Origin of the sequence: Streptococcus mitis, assembly GCF_946188585.1 — a bacterium.
GTDB classification, from domain to species: Bacteria; Bacillota; Bacilli; order Lactobacillales; family Streptococcaceae; genus Streptococcus; species Streptococcus mitis_DG.
Genome location: NZ_CAMHVI010000001.1, coordinates 510,224 through 529,096, shown reverse-complemented (window position 1 = coordinate 529,096; position 18,873 = coordinate 510,224). Strand labels below are relative to the sequence as shown.

Genomic DNA, 18,873 nt, shown 5'->3' with positions numbered 1-18,873 from the left:
CTATCTTTCCCTACTTTTTTGTTATAATGGAACTATGAATAACTTGATTAAATCAAAACTAGAGCTCCTGCCGACCAGCCCTGGTTGCTACATTCACAAGGATAAAAACGGTACCATTATCTATGTAGGAAAGGCTAAAAATCTGCGTAACCGCGTGAGGTCTTATTTCCGTGGAAGTCACGATACCAAGACAGAGGCCTTGGTATCTGAAATTATGGATTTTGAATTTATTGTTACGGAGTCTAATATTGAGGCACTTCTCCTAGAAATCAACCTGATCAAGGAAAATAAGCCTAAATACAATATCATGCTCAAGGATGATAAGTCTTATCCTTTCATCAAAATCACCAACGAGCGCTATCCTCGTTTGATTATCACCCGTCAGGTCAAGAAGGATGGTGGTCTCTATTTTGGTCCCTATCCAGATGTGGGGGCAGCCAATGAAATCAAGCGATTACTGGATCGGATTTTCCCTTTTCGTAAGTGTCCCAATCCTCCTTCTAAGGTTTGTTTTTACTATCATATTGGTCAATGCATGGCCCACACTATCTGTAAGAAGGATGAGGCCTACTTCAAGTCTATGGCTCAGGAAGTTTCTGACTTCTTAAAAGGACAGGACGACAAAATTATAGATGATCTCAAGGGTAAGATGGCAGCGACAGCCCAGACTATGGAATTTGAGCGTGCAGCGGAATACCGTGACCTGATTCAGGCTATTGGAACGCTTCGGACCAAGCAACGGGTTATGGCTAAGGATCTCCAAAATCGGGATGTCTTTGGCTACTATGTGGACAAGGGCTGGATGTGTGTTCAGGTTTTCTTTGTTCGTCAGGGCAAGCTTATTGAGCGCGATGTCAATCTTTTCCCTTATTATAATGATCCGGATGAGGACTTTCTAACCTATGTAGGACAATTCTATCAAGAAAAATCTCATCTAGTTCCCAATGAGGTACTGATTCCGCAGGATATTGACGAAGAAGCTGTCAAGGCTTTGGTAGACACCAAGATTCTTAAGCCTCAGCGTGGAGAGAAAAAGCAACTGGTCAATCTGGCTATAAAGAATGCTCGAGTCAGCCTAGAGCAGAAATTTAACCTGCTAGAGAAATCTGTCGAAAAAACACAGGGGGCTATTGAAAATCTAGGACGTTTGCTCCAAATACCGACCCCAGTCCGCATCGAGTCCTTCGATAATTCTAATATCATGGGGACTAGTCCTGTTTCAGCCATGGTGGTCTTTGTCAACGGCAAACCAAGTAAGAAGGATTATCGTAAGTATAAAATCAAGACTGTGGTTGGACCAGACGATTATGCCAGTATGAGAGAGGTCATTCGTAGGCGTTATGGTCGAGTTCAACGTGAGGGCTTAACTCCACCGGACTTGATTGTCATTGATGGGGGACAAGGTCAAGTCAATATCGCCAAGCAAGTCATCCAAGAGGAGCTGGGCTTGGATATTCCCATTGCAGGTCTGCAAAAGAATGACAAACACCAAACCCATGAATTGCTTTTTGGAGATCCACTTGAGGTGGTGGAGTTGTCGCGCAATTCTCAGGAATTTTTCCTGCTCCAACGTATACAAGATGAGGTCCACCGCTTTGCCATCACCTTCCACCGCCAACTGCGTTCTAAAAATTCCTTTTCTTCACAACTGGATGGAATTGAAGGTCTGGGACCTAAACGCAAGCAGAATCTCATGAAGTATTTCAAGTCTCTGACCAAAATCAAGGAAGCCAGTGTGGATGAAATTGTCGAAGTTGGAGTACCAAGAACAGTAGCAGAAGCTGTTCGGAGGAAGTTGAACCCGCAGGAAGAAGTGGAGTTGGCTCAAGTAGCGGAAGAAAGTGTAGAATACCAAACAGAAGGAGACCATCATGAACCATAAAATCGCAATTTTATCAGATATTCATGGCAATGCGACGGCGCTAGAAGCAGTGATTGCAGATGCTAAAAATCAAGGAGTCAGTGAATACTGGCTTCTGGGAGATATTTTTCTTCCTGGTCCAGGCGCAAATGACTTAGTCGCCCTGCTAAAGGACCTTCCTATCACAACCAGTGTTCGAGGCAATTGGGATGATCGTGTCCTTGAGGCCTTGGATGGCGAATATGGTTTGGAACATCCGAAAGAAATCCAGTCAATGCGCATGACCCAGTTTTTGATGGAGCAAATGGATCCTGCAAAGATTGTCTGGCTACGAAGCTTGCCTTTGCTGGAAAAGAAAGAAATTGACGGATTGCGCTTTTCTATCTCTCATAATTTGCCAAATAAGAACTATGGTGGTGACTTGCTAGTTGAGAATGATACAGATAAATTTGACCAACTGCTAGATGCGGAAACGGACGTGGCAGTCTATGGTCATGTTCACAAGCAGTTGCTTCGTTATGGCAGTCAAGGGCAACAAATCATCAATCCAGGGTCGATTGGCATGCCCTATTTTAATTGGGAGGCGTTAAAAAATCACCGTGCCCAGTATGCCGTGATAGAAGTTGAAGATGGGGAATTGGTAAATATCCTATTTCGTAAAGTCGCTTATGATTATGAAGCGGAGTTAGAATTGGCCAAATCCAAAGGGCTTCCCTTTATCGAAATGTATGAAGAACTACGTCGTGAAGATAACTATCAGGGACACAATCTGGAACTATTAGCAAGCTTAATAGAAAAGCATGGGTATGTAGAAGATGTGAAGAAATTTTTTGATTTTTTACAAAGTGAGAAATAAAGCCGGTAGCCCTTATTTTGAAGTGAGGTTTGTAGTAGAATTTCTTAGAAAAGAGTCAGATGATAAGGAAGAAAAGGTGGCTTAGCTAAAATTTGACATTGAAATTATTTTGTTATAGAATGGGCTTAATAAAAAGGAGAACATTATGAAGAAAATTATTACAGCCAGTATGGCTCTTTTATCTGTTTTTGTTTTAGTAGCATGTGCAGGGAAAACAACGTCTGATTCTTCGACTAAAAATTCAAGCTCTGTAGAGAAAACTTCTTCAGAGACCTCATCAACAACGTCAAGTTCAAAGACAGAAAATAATGAGGTTGTTTTGATCACTGATGAAGAAATTGAGAATGCTAAAACTGTTGGAGAAGTGAAGAACGTCTTTGGCAAATTAGTCGACAATTATAAAAAGTATGCAGTTGAAATTGGGGAGAAAATTCCAGATAGTGGAAAAGAAGCATATAACGCCCAAGTTGAACCAGCGATTAAGTCTATGGAGACTGTAAGAGAGTCATTTAACGAAAGTCTTTCAAGTATTGGTTCTGATGATACAGTAGTGCCTGAACAAACTCGTACTCTATTTGTTCAACAGTTGAAAACTGGACGTGACACAATGAAGAAAGCGCTGGAGTCGGCTTATAAAGCACTTGCTCCCTATGCATCTGGTCAATAGTATAAGATAGTAGGTGTTCGATCGCCTGCTTTTTGATTGCTTTAAATCCAAAGAATACCTACTTAAATAGCTTAGAATAAATAGCAGAGTGTTTGAAAGAAGTATTAACTCTATGAAAAATCTCTGCAAGCTCTTTCAAAATATGGTAGAATGGAAGCAGTAGAATTAGAAAAGGAAATCGATTATGAAATTTCTTGAATTAAATAAAAAACGTCATGCGACTAAGCATTTCACTGATAAGCCAGTTGATCCAAAAGATGTGCGTACGGCTATCGAAATTGCAACCTTGGCGCCAAGCGCCCACAACAGCCAGCCTTGGAAATTTGTGGTCGTTCGGGAGAAAAATGTCGAACTAGCAAAATTGGCTTACGGTTCAAACTTTGAACAGGTATCATCAGCGCCTGTAACTATTGCCTTGTTTACAGACACAGATTTGGCTAAACGTGCTCGTAAGATTGCCCGAGTTGGTGGTGCTAACAATTTCTCAGAAGAACAACTTCAATACTTCATGAAAAATTTGCCAGCTGAATTTGCACGCTACAATGAACAACAAGTCAGCGACTACCTAGCCCTCAATGCAGGTTTGGTTGCTATGAACTTGGTTCTCGCTCTTACAGACCAAGGAATCGGATCAAATCTTATCCTTGGATTTGACAAATCAAAAGTCAATAAAGTTTTGGACATCGAAGACCGTTTCCGCCCAGAACTCTTGATCACAGTAGGTTATACAGACGAAAAATTGGAACCAAGCTACCGCTTGCCAGTAGATGAAATCATCGAGAAAAGATAGAAAGAAGAAAAAATGACAGCAATTGATTTTACAGCAGAAGTAGAAAAACGCAAAGAAGACCTCTTGGCTGACTTGTTTAGCCTTTTGGAAATCAACTCAGAACGTGATGACAACAAGGCTGATGCTGAACATCCATTTGGACCTGGTCCAGTAAAAGCCTTGGAAAAATTCCTTGAAATCGCAGACCGTGATGGCTACCCAACTAAGAATGTCGATAACTACGCAGGACATTTCGAGTTTGGAGAAGGAGAAGAAGTTCTCGGAATCTTTGCCCACATGGACGTGGTGCCAGCTGGTAGCGGTTGGGACACAGATCCTTACACACCAACTATCAAAGACGGTCGCCTTTATGCGCGTGGAGCTTCGGACGACAAGGGACCTACAACAGCTTGCTACTATGGTTTGAAAATCATCAAAGAATTGGGCCTTCCAATTTCTAAGAAGGTTCGTTTCATCGTCGGAACAGACGAAGAATCAGGCTGGGCAGACATGGACTACTACTTCGAGCACGTAGGACTTGCGAAACCAGACTTTGGTTTCTCTCCTGACGCTGAATTCCCAATCATCAATGGTGAAAAAGGAAATATTACTGAATACCTCCACTTTGCAGGTGAAAATGCTGGTGCTACTCGTCTTCACAGCTTCACAGGTGGATTGCGTGAAAATATGGTACCTGAATCAGCAACAGCAGTTATTTCAGGTGACTTGGTTGACTTGCAAGCTAAACTAGATGCCTTTGTTGCAGAACACAAACTTAGAGGAGAACTCCAAGAAGAAGCTGGCCAATACAAGGTGACGATTATTGGTAAATCAGCCCATGGTGCTATGCCTGCTTCAGGTATTAATGGTGCGACTTATCTTGCCCTTTTCCTCAGCCAGTTTGACTTTGCAGGACCAGCAAAAGACTACCTTGACATCGCTGGTAAAATTCTCTTGAACGACCATGAGGGTGAAAATCTCAAGATTGCCCATGTGGATGAAAAGATGGGTGCCCTTTCTATGAATGCTGGTGTCTTCCGCTTCGATGAAGCAAGCACTGACAATACCATTGCCCTCAACATCCGCTATCCAAAAGGAACAAGTCCAGAACAAATCAAGTCAATCCTTGAAAACTTGCCAGTTGCTTCTGTTAGCCTTTCTGAGCACGGTCACACCCCTCACTATGTTCCAATGGAAGATCCACTTGTCCAAACCTTGTTGAATGTTTATGAAAAACAAACTGGTCTTAAAGGTCATGAGCAAGTCATCGGTGGTGGAACCTTTGGTCGCTTGCTCGAACGCGGAGTTGCCTATGGTGCCATGTTCCCAGACTCAATTGATACCATGCACCAAGCTAATGAATTTATCGCCTTGGACGATCTCTTCCGAGCTGCAGCAATCTATGCCGAAGCTATTTACGAATTGATCAAATAAAACGATAGAAGTCTGAGATGGTATGCTTGGACTTCTTTTTGGAGGGAAAGTAGATGTCTCAAATTGAAAGAATCAAGCAGGCTATTATGTTAGATCCGCAGAATGCCAGCTATACAGAGCGTGGTATTGAGCCTCTCTTTGCAGCGCCAAAGACTGCTCGCATCAATATCATCGGTCAGGCACCGGGGCTTAAAACCCAAAAAGCAGGGCTTTATTGGAAAGATAAAAGTGGTGACCGCTTGCGGGACTGGTTAGGTGTGGATGAAGATACCTTTTACAATTCAGGTTATTTTGCTGTTCTGCCTATGGATTTCTACTTTCCAGGGAATGGCAAGTCAGGTAATTTGCCACCGAGAACCGGCTTTGCTGAAAAATGGCATCCACAGCTCTTGCAAGAATTACCAGATATTCGATTGACCCTCTTGATTGGCCAATATGCCCAGGCCTACTATTTAAAGGAAAAAATCAGTGGCAAGGTGACAGAACGGGTAAAACATTACCAGAACTACTTGCCAACCTATTTTCCACTAGTTCACCCCTCACCGCGAAATCAAATCTGGATGGCCAAAAATCCTTGGTTTGAGTCAGAAGTGGTGCCGGATTTGAAAAAAAGAATTAAAACCATTTTAGGAGAAAAAGAATGAAAGAAATCTCCTTTGGCGCATTTTACCAGCTTTACCAAAACGATCAACTTTCTCTAGTGGACGTGAGAGAAGTGGATGAGTTTGAAGCTCTTCATTTAGACGGTGCCCAGAATCTTCCTCTGAGTCAATTAGCCGATATCTATGATCAATTGGACAAGGATCAGTTACATTATGTTATTTGTAAATCTGGAATTAGATCAGCGCGTGCTTGCCAATTCTTATCAGAACAAGGTTATGAGGTTATCAATGTACAAGGTGGCATGATGGCCTTTGAAGAACTTTAAACAGTAGAATTTTCTCCTACTTGGTGTGGACTGGGTAGGGGATTTTATTTTTAGATAATTCTCATTTTTAAGAATCTTGAAAACATTCAATATTTACTTCGTGAAGCTTTTTTCATACTCCTATTCATGATATACTAGGTCAGTATTTTATAAATATGAAGGAGATTTTCATGGCTAAAAAAGGTGCCTTAACAGGTTTACTCCTGTTTGGAATATTTTTTGGTGCGGGGAACTTGATTTTTCCGCCTTCTCTAGGTGCTCTATCTGGAGAACATTTTCTTCCTGCCATCGCAGGTTTTGTCTTTTCAGGTGTCGGTATCGCCGTCTTGACCCTTATTATTGGAACGCTAAATCCTAAAGGATATATCTACGAGATTTCAACAAAGATAGCGCCTTGGTTTGCGACTCTTTACCTCTCAGTTCTTTACTTGTCAATCGGTCCATTCTTTGCTATCCCACGTACAGCTACAACAGCTTACGAAGTAGGGATTAGCCCCCTTTTGTCGGATGCAAATAAAGGACTTGGCTTGATTGTCTTTACAGTTCTGTACTTTGCGGCAGCGTATTTAATCTCGCTTAATCCATCAAAAATCTTGGACCGTATCGGCCGTATTTTAACACCAGTCTTTGCAATCTTGATTGTTATCTTGGTTGTTTTAGGAGCTATTAAATACGGTGGAACAAGTCCTCAAGCTGCTTCAGCTGCTTATCAAGCTTCTGCTTTTGGGACAGGTTTCCTAGAAGGATATAATACCTTGGACGCCCTTGCCTCAGTTGCCTTTAGTGTGATTGCAGTTCAAACCTTGAAACAACTTGGATTTTCAAGTAAGAAAGAATACATTTCGACTATTTGGGTGGTTGGTATCGTTGTTGCCCTTGCCTTCAGCGCTCTTTACATCGGTTTAGGTTTCCTTGGAAATCATTTCCCAGTACCTGCTGAAGCGATGAAGGGTGGAACACCAGGTGTTTACATCTTGTCACAAGCTACTCAAGAAATCTTTGGCTCAACAGCTCAACTCTTCCTTGCAGCTATGGTGACCGTAACCTGCTTCACAACAACTGTTGGTTTGATTGTGTCTACAGCTGAGTTCTTTAATGAACGTTTCCCACAAATCAGCTATAAGGTTTATGCGACAGCCTTTACCTTGATTGGATTTGCCATTGCCAATTTGGGTCTTGATGCGATTATCAAGTACTCCATTCCAGTACTGGTTATCTTGTACCCAATCACGATTGCCATCGTTATGATTGTCATTGTCAACAAATTTGTTGCCCTTTCAAAACCGGGTATGCAGTTGACAATTGCTGTGGTTACAGCTATTGCTATTGCAAGCGTACTAGGAAGCTCGTTTAAGGTTGAGTTTCTTGCAAACCTTGTCAACGCTCTTCCTTTTGCCAAGGCATCTCTCCCATGGTTGGTGCCAGCTATTGTCGGAATCTTGCTCTCATTGGTTTTACCAAACAAGCAAGAAAGCGATGTTTTTGAAATGGAATAATCATTAAAATCACTTTTGTAGCCAAGTCTACAGGAGTGATTTTCTTTTTTTATCCGATGATAAATGTGTTATAATAGGTAGCAAAAGAGGTGAAGAAATGAATCAAACAGTAGAATATATCAAAGAACTGACAGCTATTGCGTCGCCAACGGGTTTCACTCGTGAGATTTCGGACTATTTAGTCAAGACTCTAGAAGATTTTGGTTACCAGCCAGTTCGTACAGCTAAGGGCGGTGTCAATGTGACCATCAAAGGTCAAAATGATGAGCAACAACGCTATGTGACTGCCCATGTGGATACGCTGGGTGCTATTGTCCGTGCTGTCAAACCAGACGGTCGTCTCAAAATGGACCGTATCGGTGGTTTTCCTTGGAACATGATTGAAGGAGAAAACTGTACCGTTCATGTGGCTAGCACAGGGGAAAAAGTATCAGGAACCATCCTCATCCACCAAACTTCTTGCCATGTCTATAAGGATGCAGGAACTGCAGAACGCACGCAAGACAATATGGAAGTGCGTTTGGACGCCAAAGTAACAAATGAAAAAGAAACTCGTGCCTTGGGGATTGAGATTGGTGACTTTATCAGTTTTGACCCACGAACTGTCGTGACAGAGACAGGTTTTATCAAGTCTCGCCATTTGGATGACAAGGTCAGCGCAGCGATTTTGCTTAACCTGCTTCGTATTTGTAAAGAAGAGAAGATTGAATTACCTGTAACAACTCATTTTGCTTTTTCAGTCTTTGAAGAAGTGGGACACGGTGCTAACTCTAATATTCCTGCTCAGGTAGTAGAATATCTGGCTGTGGATATGGGAGCCATGGGCGATGACCAGCAGACAGACGAATATACAGTGTCTATCTGTGTCAAGGATGCTTCAGGACCTTATCACTATGATTTCCGTCAACATTTGGTTGCTTTGGCTAAAGAACAAGATATTCCATTTAAGCTGGATATCTATCCATTTTATGGGTCGGACGCTTCAGCAGCCATGTCTGCAGGGGCAGAAGTCAAACATGCCCTTCTTGGAGCGGGTATCGAGTCTAGCCATTCTTATGAGCGTACTCATATTGACTCGGTGGTCGCAACAGAACGTATGGTTGATGCTTATCTTAAGAGCACATTGGTAGACTAATATGTGCCTTATTTGCCAGAGAATTTACCTCATCAAAGCTGGGGAAAACCCCTATTTTGTTAAAGAGTTGGAAACAGGCTATCTTGTGATTGGAGACCACCAGTATTTTGCAGGCTATAGTCTTTTTCTAGCCAAGGAACATGTCACCGAATTGCATCATTTAGAGAAGGACACTAGAATCCGTTTTCTAGAGGAAATGAGTTTAGTCCAAGAGGCAGTTGCTAAAGCCTTTGCTGCTGAGAAAATGAATATCGAACTGCTAGGAAATGGCGATGCCCATCTTCATTGGCATCTGTTTCCTAGACGAACAGGTGATATGAACGGCCACGGTCTTAAAGGTCGTGGTCCAGTTTGGTGGGTTCCCTTTGAAGAAATGACAGCAGAAACCTGCCAAGTAAAACCGAATGAGATTAAAAGATTAGTCAAACGATTATCGTTAGAAGTAGATAAATTATTAGAAATAAAGGAGTAGAAATGAAAAAAAGATACCTAGTCTTGACAGCCTTGCTAGCCTTGAGTCTAGCAGCTTGTTCACAAGAAAAAGCAAAAACTGAAGATGGCGCAGCTAAGACAGAACAAACCGCCAAAGCTGATGGAACAGTCGGAATTAAGTCTCAAGAAGCCACCCAGAAAAAAGCAGAAGTGGTCAATAAAGGAGACTACTACAGTATCCAAGGGAAATACGATGAAATCATCGTAGCAAATAAACACTATCCATTGTCGAAAGACTACAATCCAGGGGAAAATCCAACAGCCAAGGCTGAGTTGGTCAAACTCATAAAGGCTATGCAAGAGGCAGGTTTCCCAATCAGTGACCATTACAGTGGTTTTAGAAGTTATGAAACTCAGACAAAGCTCTACCAAGATTATGTCAACCAAGATGGGAAGGCAGCAGCTGACCGTTACTCTGCTCGTCCCGGTTACAGTGAACACCAAACTGGCTTGGCCTTTGATGTTATTGGGACTGATGGTGATTTAGTAACAGAAGAAAAAGCGGCTCAATGGCTTTTGGACCATGCGGCTGATTATGGCTTTGTTGTCCGTTATCTCAAAGGTAAGGAAAAAGAAACCGGTTATATGGCTGAAGAATGGCACCTTCGTTATGTCGGAAAAGAAGCAAAAGAAATTGCTGAGAGTGGTCTCAGTTTGGAAGAATACTACGGCTTTGAAGGCGGAGATTACGTCGATTAAAAAATAAACTTTTCTCTTGCAATTCTAGATAAATAGTGTATAATAGATGGGTATGTGAAAAGCATACTTGTGGGAGGTAAAAATCTCTAATTACCGCCAAAACCACAAAGGAGGATTTAAAAATGGCTAAAAAAGTCGAAAAACTTGTAAAATTGCAAATCCCTGCTGGTAAAGCTACACCAGCTCCACCGGTTGGACCTGCTCTTGGTCAAGCTGGTATCAACATCATGGGATTCACAAAAGAGTTCAACGCTCGTACAGCTGACCAAGCTGGTATGATCATTCCAGTTGTTATCTCAGTTTACGAAGATAAATCATTTACTTTCATCACTAAAACACCACCAGCTGCTGTTCTTTTGAAAAAAGCTGCAGGTGTTGAAAAAGGATCAGGTACACCGAACAAAACTAAAGTTGCTACAGTTACTCGTGCACAAGTACAAGAAATTGCAGAAACTAAGATGCCAGATTTGAACGCAGCAAACGTAGAGTCTGCAATGCGTATGATCGAAGGTACTGCTCGTTCTATGGGATTCACTGTTGTTGACTAATCAATAACACCCCCAATATAACCCGCAAGACTTCATCATTTCGAGAAGTGACGTGGGAGATGAAAATCGATTGAACCACTTACAAGGAGAATAGAAAATGGCTAAAAAAAGCAAACAACTTCGTGCTGCTCTTGAGAAAATCGACAGCACAAAAGCATACAGCGTAGAAGAAGCTGTAGCACTTGCAAAAGAAACTAACTTTGCAAAATTTGACGCAACTGTAGAAGTTGCTTACAACTTGAACATCGACGTTAAAAAAGCTGACCAACAAATCCGTGGAGCAATGGTATTGCCAAACGGTACTGGTAAAACTTCACGCGTTCTTGTTTTCGCACGTGGTGCAAAAGCTGAAGAAGCAAAAGCTGCTGGTGCAGACTTTGTTGGTGAAGATGACCTTGTTGCTAAAATCAACGACGGTTGGTTGGACTTCGACGTAGTTATCGCTACACCTGACATGATGGCTCTAGTTGGACGTCTTGGACGTGTCCTTGGACCACGTAACTTGATGCCAAACCCTAAAACTGGTACTGTAACTATGGATGTTGCTAAAGCAGTTGAAGAGTCTAAAGGTGGTAAAATCACTTACCGTGCTGACCGTGCAGGTAACGTTCAAGCAATTATCGGTAAAGTATCATTTGAAGCTGAAAAATTGGTTGAAAACTTCAAAGCTTTCAACGAAACAATCCAAAAAGCAAAACCAGCTACAGCTAAAGGAACTTACGTAACAAACTTGACTATCACAACTACTCAAGGTGTTGGTATCAAAGTTGACGTAAACTCACTTTAATCAGTAGTTTATATCAGAGAACGAGTGCGAAAGTGCTCGTTTTTTTAGGTACGACGGGCATTCCGTTCATCTGAGGTGTAAGTCCTCTGTGGGTACCATATACTAGTAAATCCAAAAGTGATTCCCAAGCCTGACTATTGTGAGTAGCTGATCGAACGGCATTAGGATAGACTGTTTAAGTCTGACGTTGGAAATAAGAATCGGCAGAGAAAGAGATAGAGAAATCTTGGCTATACGAATAGGCACGTGATAGTAAAGCGTATATAACGGATAAGGAGGCCAGCAACTCTAAAGTACAAATATGTAGTCGTAACCTATATACGTAAACTACGTGAGCCATTGAATTCGAACTAGAGAGGTGATTAATAGATTTATGCTATAGTCATGGCAGACTGTATGCGTTTGATTCTAGTTTATCAAATAATAGATTAGAATTATCAGATAATATCATTTTATGTTATAATGAAGAAAAAATAGAGGTGTTCAAATGTCAGAAGCAGGTCATAAGTTTTTAGCAAAATTGGGGAAAAAACGCTTACGCCCAGGTGGAAAACGTGCCACAGATTGGTTAATTGCGGAAGGAGGATTTTCAAAAGAAAAGAGAATACTAGAAGTTGCGTGCAATAGGGGAACTACAGCAATTGAGTTGGCACAGCGTTTTGGTTGTAAGATAACTGCTGTTGATATGGATGGACAAGCTTTAGAAGTGGCTAAAAAATCTGCTGAAACGGCAGGTGTAGGTCATTTGATCAGGTTTGAAAGAGCAAATGCAATGAAACTTCCTTATGAAGATGCTAGTTTTGATATTGTTATAAATGAAGCTATGCTGACTATGCAAGCCGATCAAGCTAAGAAAAAATGTGTAATGGAGTATCTAAGGGTTTTAAAACCTGAAGGTCTTCTTTTGACACATGATGTGCTTCTTAAGGAAGATAAAGAGTCTATCAGACAGGAATTGTCACAAGCAATTCATGTAAATGTAGGTCCTTTAACTCAAGATGCTTGGGAAGAGGTGATGATAGAATCAGGTTATTGTGATGTGAAAGTATTGACTGGTGAAATGACATTAATGAAATTATCGGGTATGATTTATGACGAAGGTTGGCTAGGGACTTTGAAAATTTGTGTAAATGCTTGTAAAAAGGAGAATAGAAAGCAGTTTTTAACTATGTATAAAATGTTTGATAAGAATAAACAGAAATTGGGCTTTATTGCGATGGCTAGTTATAAATCGTCAAATCGTTAGATAATTATTGAAGTTAACTTTTCCTTTTTTCTTTCTTAAAAAATATGCTATAATAGAGAGTAAAAACTTTGAAAGAAAGAAAAAGATGAATTTAAAAGATTACATTGCAACAATTGAAAATTATCCGAAGGAAGGTATTACTTTCCGTGATATTAGTCCTTTGATGGCTGATGGGAATGCTTATAGCTACGCTGTTCGTGAAATCGTTCAGTATGCTACTGACAAGAAAATTGACATGATCGTGGGACCTGAGGCTCGTGGTTTTATCGTGGGCTGTCCAGTTGCCTTTGAGTTGGGAATTGGTTTTGCACCAGTTCGTAAGCCAGGTAAATTGCCACGTGAAGTTATTTCTGCTGACTATGAAAAAGAGTATGGTGTTGATACCTTGACTATGCATGCTGACGCCATTAAGCCAGGTCAACGTGTTCTTATCGTGGATGACCTCTTGGCAACAGGTGGAACTGTTAAGGCAACAATCGAGATGATTGAAAAACTTGGTGGTGTTGTAGCAGGTTGTGCCTTCCTTGTTGAATTGGATGAATTGAACGGCCGTGAAAAAATCGGTGACTACGATTACAAAGTTCTGATGCATTATTAATGAAAAACAGTCCCTAGGGCTGTTTTCTCTACATTAGGATATAAAAATAGACTATAGCTAGTTAGAGAAAAAGTATAATTGAAAACTATATCTTCTTGCAGTATAATAAAAGGACTAAGTGTTTGAGATTTAGTTTCATACTCAATGAAAATCAAAGAGCAAACTAGGAAACTAGCCGTAGGCTGTACTTGAGTACGGCAAGGCAACGTTGACGCGGTTTGAATTTGATTTTCGAAGAGTTTCAAACATATGCAATGATTCCTGAAAGAGTACAGTTAGGAGAGGGTTATGCCGATTCGAATTGATAAAAAATTGCCAGCTGTTGAGATTTTACGGACAGAGAATATCTTTGTCATGGATGATCAACGTGCGGCCCACCAAGATATCCGTCCCTTGAAGATTTTAATTTTAAATCTCATGCCACAAAAAATGGTCACAGAGACTCAATTGTTGCGCCACTTGGCTAATACGCCCCTGCAACTGGATATTGATTTTCTCTATATGGAGAGTCACCGTTCTAAAACAACTCGTTCAGAGCACATGGAGACCTTTTATAAAACTTTTCCTGAAGTCAAGGATGAGTATTTTGATGGGATGATTATCACAGGTGCTCCAGTTGAGCATTTACCATTTGAGGAAGTGGACTATTGGGAGGAATTCAGTCAGGTAATCGAGTGGTCCAAGACCCATGTCTATTCGACCCTTCATATCTGTTGGGGGGCTCAGGCTGGTCTTTATTTGCGCTATGGGGTGGAAAAATACCAGATGGACAGTAAGTTATCAGGTATTTATCCTCAGGATACTTTAAAGGAAGGTCATCTTCTCTTTAGAGGCTTTGACGATAGCTATGTATCCCCTCATTCTCGGCACACGGAGATTTCTAAGGAAGAAATCTTAAACAAAACCAATCTTGAAATTTTATCAGAAGGACCTCAGGTTGGAGTTTCTATTTTGGCCAGTCGTGATTTGCGAGAAATTTATAGTTTTGGGCATTTGGAATATGACCGTGATACCTTGGCAAAAGAGTATTTTAGGGACCGTGATGCAGGTTTAGACCCACATATTCCAGAAAATTACTTTAAGGATGATGATGTCAACCAGACACCTTGTCTTTGTTGGTCTTCATCAGCAGCCCTCTTTTTCAGTAACTGGGTGAATTATGCGGTCTATCAGGAGACGCCTTTTGACTGGAGAAAAATAGAAGATGATGCATCTGCATTTGGGTATTTATAAGAGGAATTATGACATATTTAGACGCTTTTAAATCAGGGAACTTGGTTTTACCAAGTGCCCTGCTCTTGCATTTTAAGGAACTCTTTCCTTCCAGCGACGATTTTCTGGTCTGGCAATTTTTCTATTTGCAAAATACGACAGGCTTGGATGAAATGTCGCCAAGCCAGATTGCTGAAAGGATTGGCAAGGAGATTTCGGATGTCAATCAGGCCATTTCCAATCTGACGGAGAGGGGACTGCTTCAGTATCGAACCATCGAATTAAATGGTGAAATCGAATTGCTTTTTGATGCTAGTTTGGCATTAGAACGTTTGGATGACCTGCTTGGAGCAGTTCATTCAAGTTCAGACCAGCTGACACCCCAAAACCAGCTTAAGGATTTGGTGGAAACTTTCCAGCAGGAGTTAGGGCGCTTATTGACTCCTTTTGAGATTGAGGATTTGACCAAGACACTAAAGGAAGATGGAACCAGTGCTGACTTGATTAAGGAAGCTCTTCGTGAAGCGGTTTTGAATGGCAAACCAAACTGGAAGTACATTCAGGCGATTTTGAGAAATTGGCGCCATGAAGGTATCAAAAGTGTGGCTCAAATCGAGGCTAAACGGGCAGAGAGAGAAGCAAGCAATCCTCAGTTGACACAGGTATCTGCAGATTTTAGAAATGCTATGGATCTCTGGAAGGATTAATCCTTGTAAGCAGGTTTGAAATCCGAGTAAGATTTGCAAGCTGTGTCTAATTGTGATAAAATAAGTAGAAAATAAATTGAAAAAAGAGGTATGTGAAATGTCACGTAAACCATTTATCGCTGGTAACTGGAAAATGAACAAAAATCCAGAAGAGGCTAAAGCATTCGTTGAAGCAGTTGCATCAAAACTTCCTTCATCAGATCTTGTTGAAGCAGGTATCGCAGTTCCAGCTCTTGATTTGACAACTGTTCTTGCTGCTGCAAAAGGCTCAAACCTTAAAGTTGCTGCTCAAAACTGCTACTTTGAAAATGCAGGTGCTTTCACTGGTGAAACAAGCCCACAAGTTTTGAAAGAAATCGGTACTGACTACGTTGTTATCGGTCACTCAGAACGCCGTGACTACTTCCATGAAACTGACGAAGATATCAACAAAAAAGCAAAAGCAATCTTTGCAAACGGTATGCTTCCAATCATCTGTTGTGGTGAGTCACTTGAAACTTACGAAGCTGGTAAAGCTGCTGAATTTGTAGGTGCTCAAGTATCTGCTGCATTGGCTGGATTGACTGCTGAACAAGTTGCTGCCTCAGTTATCGCTTATGAGCCAATCTGGGCTATCGGTACTGGTAAATCAGCTTCACAAGATGACGCACAAAAAATGTGTAAAGTTGTTCGTGACGTTGTAGCTGCTGACTTTGGTAAAGAAGTTGCGGATAAAGTTCGTGTTCAATACGGTGGTTCTGTTAAACCTGAGAACGTTGCTTCATACATGGCTTGTCCAGACGTTGACGGTGCCCTTGTTGGTGGTGCGTCACTTGAAGCTGAAAGCTTCTTGGCATTGCTTGACTTTGTAAAATAATCGACTCTTTATCAACATTATTGGGTTGAAGAAAAGCTAAAATCGAGAAAGGACAAATATCGTCCTTTCTTTTTTGCTACTAAAGCGGCTAATGTAGACCATTTTATTCGAACCATTCCTGGTGGTTACAATATGGAGATGAAGCAATAGTCAAGTAATATTTCCCTCGGGCAAAAACAACTCTTGACCATCGCGCGTGCTCTCTAACCAATTTTAAAATTCTTATTTTTGATGAAGCGACTTCCTCTGTTGATACCCGTTTGGAACTCTTGATTCAAAAAATCACGAAACGATTGATGAAAGGAAGGACCAGCTTTGTCATTGCACCTCGCCTTTCGACCATTCAAGAAGCAAATAAGATTCTCGTTCTTAAGGATGGACAGATTATTGAGCAGGGAAATTACGAAAGCTCACTCCAAGCAAAAGGCTTTTATTATGAACTTTACCAAAGCCAATTTTCAAGCCAATCTGATTAAATCAGCTAATAAAATAATGTCAAACTTTTCTTAAATTATCAGTCTATTGCAACTTTTCTCATGTGAGTCTTTTGGCTTGCTATTGGTTTTTTTTAGTAGTATACTAAGGTAGTAATCATTAAGCAGTGGTTACAAAAAATAATGAATGAGGTAAAAACAATGGTAGAATTGAAAAAAGAAGCAGTAAAAGACGTAACATCATTAACAAAAGCAGCACCAGTAGCATTGGCAAAAACAAAGGAAGTCTTGAACCAAGCTGTTGCTGATTTGTACGTAGCCCACGTTGCTTTGCATCAAGTACACTGGTACATGCGTGGTCGTGGTTTCCTTGTATGGCATCCAAAAATGGATGAGTACATGGATGCTCTTGATGGTCAATTAGATGAAATCAGCGAACGCTTGATTACACTTGGTGGAAGCCCATTCTCTACTTTGACAGAATTCCTTCAAAACAGTGAAATCGAAGAAGAAGCTGGTGAATACCGTAATGTTGAAGAAAGCTTGGAACGTGTCCTTGTTATCTACCGTTATTTGTCAGAACTCTTCCAAAAAGGTTTGGATATCACTGATGAAGAAGGTGACGATGTGACAAACGGTATCTTTGCAGATGCTAAAACTGAAACTGATAAAACAATCTGGATGCTTGCAGCAGAACTTGGACAAGCACCTGGTTTATAATATAAATGCACCCCTTTCTATCATGAGTTTCTGTATCACTACTCATGATAAACTATCTTTTAAAAATCATGTAGCAGAAAAAGTTACATGATTTTTTCTTTACTCCTCCGGCGACTCATTTGTCAAAATGCTGATTTTAAGGTATAATAGTTGCTGTTCGAGAAATTTTGATTTTCAAAGAATAGTGAATGATTATAAGGAGAAACTATGAACAACCTACCAAATTGCCCAAAATGTAACTCAGAGTATGTCTACGAAGATGGTGCCCTACTGGTTTGCCCAGAGTGTGCTCATGAGTGGAATCCTGCTGAAGTTGCAGATGTAGAAGAGGGCCTTGTTGCTATCGATGCCAACGGGAATAAATTGGCTGACGGTGATACAGTAACCCTCATCAAGGACTTGAAAGTAAAAGGTGCGCCAAAAGATTTGAAACAAGGGACGCGCGTGAAAAATATCCGCATCGTAGAAGGTGACCACAATATCGACTGTAAGATTGATGGCTTCGGTGCCATGAAACTCAAATCAGAGTTTGTGAAGAAAATTTAAGCATGTCAAAAAACTACAAACTTACATTTTATAGCCGTATCTTCTTGTTTCTAGCGGCTTTTACGGGAGTTTATCTTGAAATCGCCAAGCATGGTGGATTTGGAATGCTTCTCTATTATACGGTTCTGTCCAACCTCTTAGTAGCGATTTTTACGCTCTATCTCCTAAAGGTTATGAGCCGTTTAGGTGAAAACTGGCAAAGGCCAAGTCTCCTGCGCTTAAAAGGTGGGGTCACCATGAGTATCATGATTACCTGTGTGATTTACCATTTCCTTTTAGCGCCCATTGCGACTAATTTCTATACTCTGGAAAATTTCCTTTGCCACTATATCGTTCCCCTCTGGTTTTTAGCAGATACCCTCTTTTTTGACAAACAGGGTCAATATAAAATCTGGGATCCAGTTGTGTGGACGATTTTACCCTTGCTGTATATGATTTTTGCTCTTTTTAATGGCTTGGTACTGAAACTAGACATTCCTAATTCTAAGGTCAGTCCCTTCCCTTACTTCTTTTTGAATGTGAACAAGGGGTGGGATGTCGTGTTCAAGTGGTGTCTGATTATCTTTGTTGCCTATATGGTGGCAGGATTTATATTCTACTTTATTAAGCAAATCAAGAGAAAGTCATCCTAATACTCTTCGAAAATCTCTTCAAACCACGTCAGTTTCGCCTTAGGGTATATATGTGACTGACTTCGTCAGTTTCATCTACAACCTCAAAGCAGTGCTTTGAGCAGCCTGCGGCTAGCTTCCTAGTTTGCTCTTTGATTTTCATTGAGTATAAGACACAAGGGATTCATTTTCGAGTTTAAGAAGGAGTCTGTACACTAAAGAGGCTTCTTCTTTTCTTGCTTGAGAATTATCAACAGAGAAAGATATTAAG

At 40.9% G+C, this 18,873-nt stretch carries 21 protein-coding genes and 1 pseudogene; all 22 read left to right on the top strand.

Annotated elements, in window-relative coordinates:
* The first annotated feature begins 34 nt into the window (after positions 1 to 34).
* The 22 genes and pseudogenes from uvrC to N8M66_RS02510 all read left to right on the top strand — a co-directional run bounded on the left by uvrC (position 35) and on the right by N8M66_RS02510 (position 18,623).
* Entirely contained in the window at positions 35 to 1,882 is a 1,848-nt protein-coding gene (uvrC, locus tag N8M66_RS02615) for an excinuclease ABC subunit UvrC (protein WP_261045432.1), read from the top strand.
* Positions 1,872 to 2,717, top strand: coding sequence for a metallophosphoesterase family protein (locus N8M66_RS02610; RefSeq protein WP_261045430.1), 846 nt, complete (start codon positions 1,872 to 1,874; stop codon positions 2,715 to 2,717). Before uvrC ends, N8M66_RS02610 begins: the two co-directional genes overlap by 11 nt.
* Before the next feature lie 145 nt (positions 2,718 to 2,862).
* Positions 2,863 to 3,384 carry a hypothetical protein gene (locus N8M66_RS02605; RefSeq protein WP_261045428.1) on the top strand — a complete coding sequence of 174 codons (522 nt, stop codon included), beginning with the start codon at positions 2,863 to 2,865 and terminating at the stop codon, positions 3,382 to 3,384.
* Positions 3,385 to 3,568: 184 nt separating this feature from the next.
* Positions 3,569 to 4,174: a nitroreductase family protein gene (locus tag N8M66_RS02600; protein WP_261045427.1), complete on the top strand. Its 606-nt coding sequence runs from the start codon at positions 3,569 to 3,571 to the stop codon at positions 4,172 to 4,174.
* Positions 4,175 to 4,186: 12 nt separating this feature from the next.
* Positions 4,187 to 5,587, top strand: a complete 1,401-nt coding sequence (gene pepV / locus N8M66_RS02595; protein WP_261045425.1) for a dipeptidase PepV — start codon at positions 4,187 to 4,189, stop codon at positions 5,585 to 5,587.
* 53 nt (positions 5,588 to 5,640) lie between these two features.
* Positions 5,641 to 6,231: a uracil-DNA glycosylase family protein gene (locus N8M66_RS02590; RefSeq protein WP_261045424.1), complete on the top strand. Its 591-nt coding sequence runs from the start codon at positions 5,641 to 5,643 to the stop codon at positions 6,229 to 6,231.
* Entirely contained in the window at positions 6,228 to 6,515 is a 288-nt protein-coding gene (locus tag N8M66_RS02585; protein ID WP_261045422.1) for a rhodanese-like domain-containing protein, read from the top strand. Before N8M66_RS02590 ends, N8M66_RS02585 begins: the two co-directional genes overlap by 4 nt.
* A gap of 170 nt (positions 6,516 to 6,685) precedes the next feature.
* On the top strand, positions 6,686 to 8,011 hold the full coding sequence (gene brnQ, locus N8M66_RS02580; RefSeq protein WP_001074583.1) for a branched-chain amino acid transport system II carrier protein: 1,326 nt from the start codon (positions 6,686 to 6,688) through the stop codon (positions 8,009 to 8,011).
* 97 nt (positions 8,012 to 8,108) lie between these two features.
* Complete coding sequence (locus tag N8M66_RS02575) at positions 8,109 to 9,146, top strand: M42 family metallopeptidase (RefSeq protein WP_261045421.1); 1,038 nt, start codon at positions 8,109 to 8,111, stop codon at positions 9,144 to 9,146.
* Between the two features lies 1 nt (position 9,147).
* Entirely contained in the window at positions 9,148 to 9,618 is a 471-nt protein-coding gene (locus N8M66_RS02570) for an HIT family protein (protein ID WP_261045419.1), read from the top strand.
* A 2-nt stretch (positions 9,619 to 9,620) separates the two neighbouring features.
* The gene (gene ldcB / locus N8M66_RS02565; protein ID WP_261045418.1) at positions 9,621 to 10,337 is read left to right on the top strand and encodes an LD-carboxypeptidase LdcB/DacB; all 717 of its coding nucleotides are present in this window, start codon (positions 9,621 to 9,623) and stop codon (positions 10,335 to 10,337) included.
* A 122-nt stretch (positions 10,338 to 10,459) separates the two neighbouring features.
* A complete protein-coding gene (gene rplK / locus N8M66_RS02560; protein WP_001085807.1) occupies positions 10,460 to 10,885 on the top strand; it encodes a 50S ribosomal protein L11 in 426 nt (141 codons plus the stop codon).
* 97 nt (positions 10,886 to 10,982) lie between these two features.
* The gene (gene rplA, locus N8M66_RS02555; RefSeq protein WP_001085675.1) at positions 10,983 to 11,672 is read left to right on the top strand and encodes a 50S ribosomal protein L1; all 690 of its coding nucleotides are present in this window, start codon (positions 10,983 to 10,985) and stop codon (positions 11,670 to 11,672) included.
* 487 nt (positions 11,673 to 12,159) lie between these two features.
* Entirely contained in the window at positions 12,160 to 12,918 is a 759-nt protein-coding gene (locus tag N8M66_RS02550; protein ID WP_261045417.1) for a class I SAM-dependent methyltransferase, read from the top strand.
* Positions 12,919 to 13,003: 85 nt separating this feature from the next.
* Positions 13,004 to 13,516 (top strand): adenine phosphoribosyltransferase, encoded by a 513-nt coding sequence (locus N8M66_RS02545; protein ID WP_001049318.1) that lies wholly within the window; start codon positions 13,004 to 13,006, stop codon positions 13,514 to 13,516.
* A 288-nt stretch (positions 13,517 to 13,804) separates the two neighbouring features.
* Positions 13,805 to 14,749, top strand: coding sequence for a homoserine O-acetyltransferase MetA (gene metA / locus N8M66_RS02540; protein WP_049492384.1), 945 nt, complete (start codon positions 13,805 to 13,807; stop codon positions 14,747 to 14,749).
* Between the two features lie 8 nt (positions 14,750 to 14,757).
* The gene (locus N8M66_RS02535; RefSeq protein ID WP_125416069.1) at positions 14,758 to 15,435 is read left to right on the top strand and encodes a DnaD domain-containing protein; all 678 of its coding nucleotides are present in this window, start codon (positions 14,758 to 14,760) and stop codon (positions 15,433 to 15,435) included.
* A 97-nt stretch (positions 15,436 to 15,532) separates the two neighbouring features.
* Entirely contained in the window at positions 15,533 to 16,291 is a 759-nt protein-coding gene (gene tpiA / locus N8M66_RS02530) for a triose-phosphate isomerase (protein ID WP_124787808.1), read from the top strand.
* A 75-nt stretch (positions 16,292 to 16,366) separates the two neighbouring features.
* Positions 16,367 to 16,767 (top strand): annotated as a pseudogene (locus N8M66_RS02525) (ATP-binding cassette domain-containing protein); the annotation flags it as partial.
* A 159-nt stretch (positions 16,768 to 16,926) separates the two neighbouring features.
* Entirely contained in the window at positions 16,927 to 17,445 is a 519-nt protein-coding gene (locus N8M66_RS02520) for a Dps family protein (protein WP_061477804.1), read from the top strand.
* A gap of 207 nt (positions 17,446 to 17,652) precedes the next feature.
* Positions 17,653 to 17,991, top strand: coding sequence for a zinc ribbon domain-containing protein YjdM (locus N8M66_RS02515; protein WP_001061584.1), 339 nt, complete (start codon positions 17,653 to 17,655; stop codon positions 17,989 to 17,991).
* Positions 17,992 to 17,993: 2 nt separating this feature from the next.
* Positions 17,994 to 18,623 carry a Pr6Pr family membrane protein gene (locus tag N8M66_RS02510; protein WP_125447618.1) on the top strand — a complete coding sequence of 210 codons (630 nt, stop codon included), beginning with the start codon at positions 17,994 to 17,996 and terminating at the stop codon, positions 18,621 to 18,623.
* Positions 18,624 to 18,873: the final 250 nt, after the last annotated feature.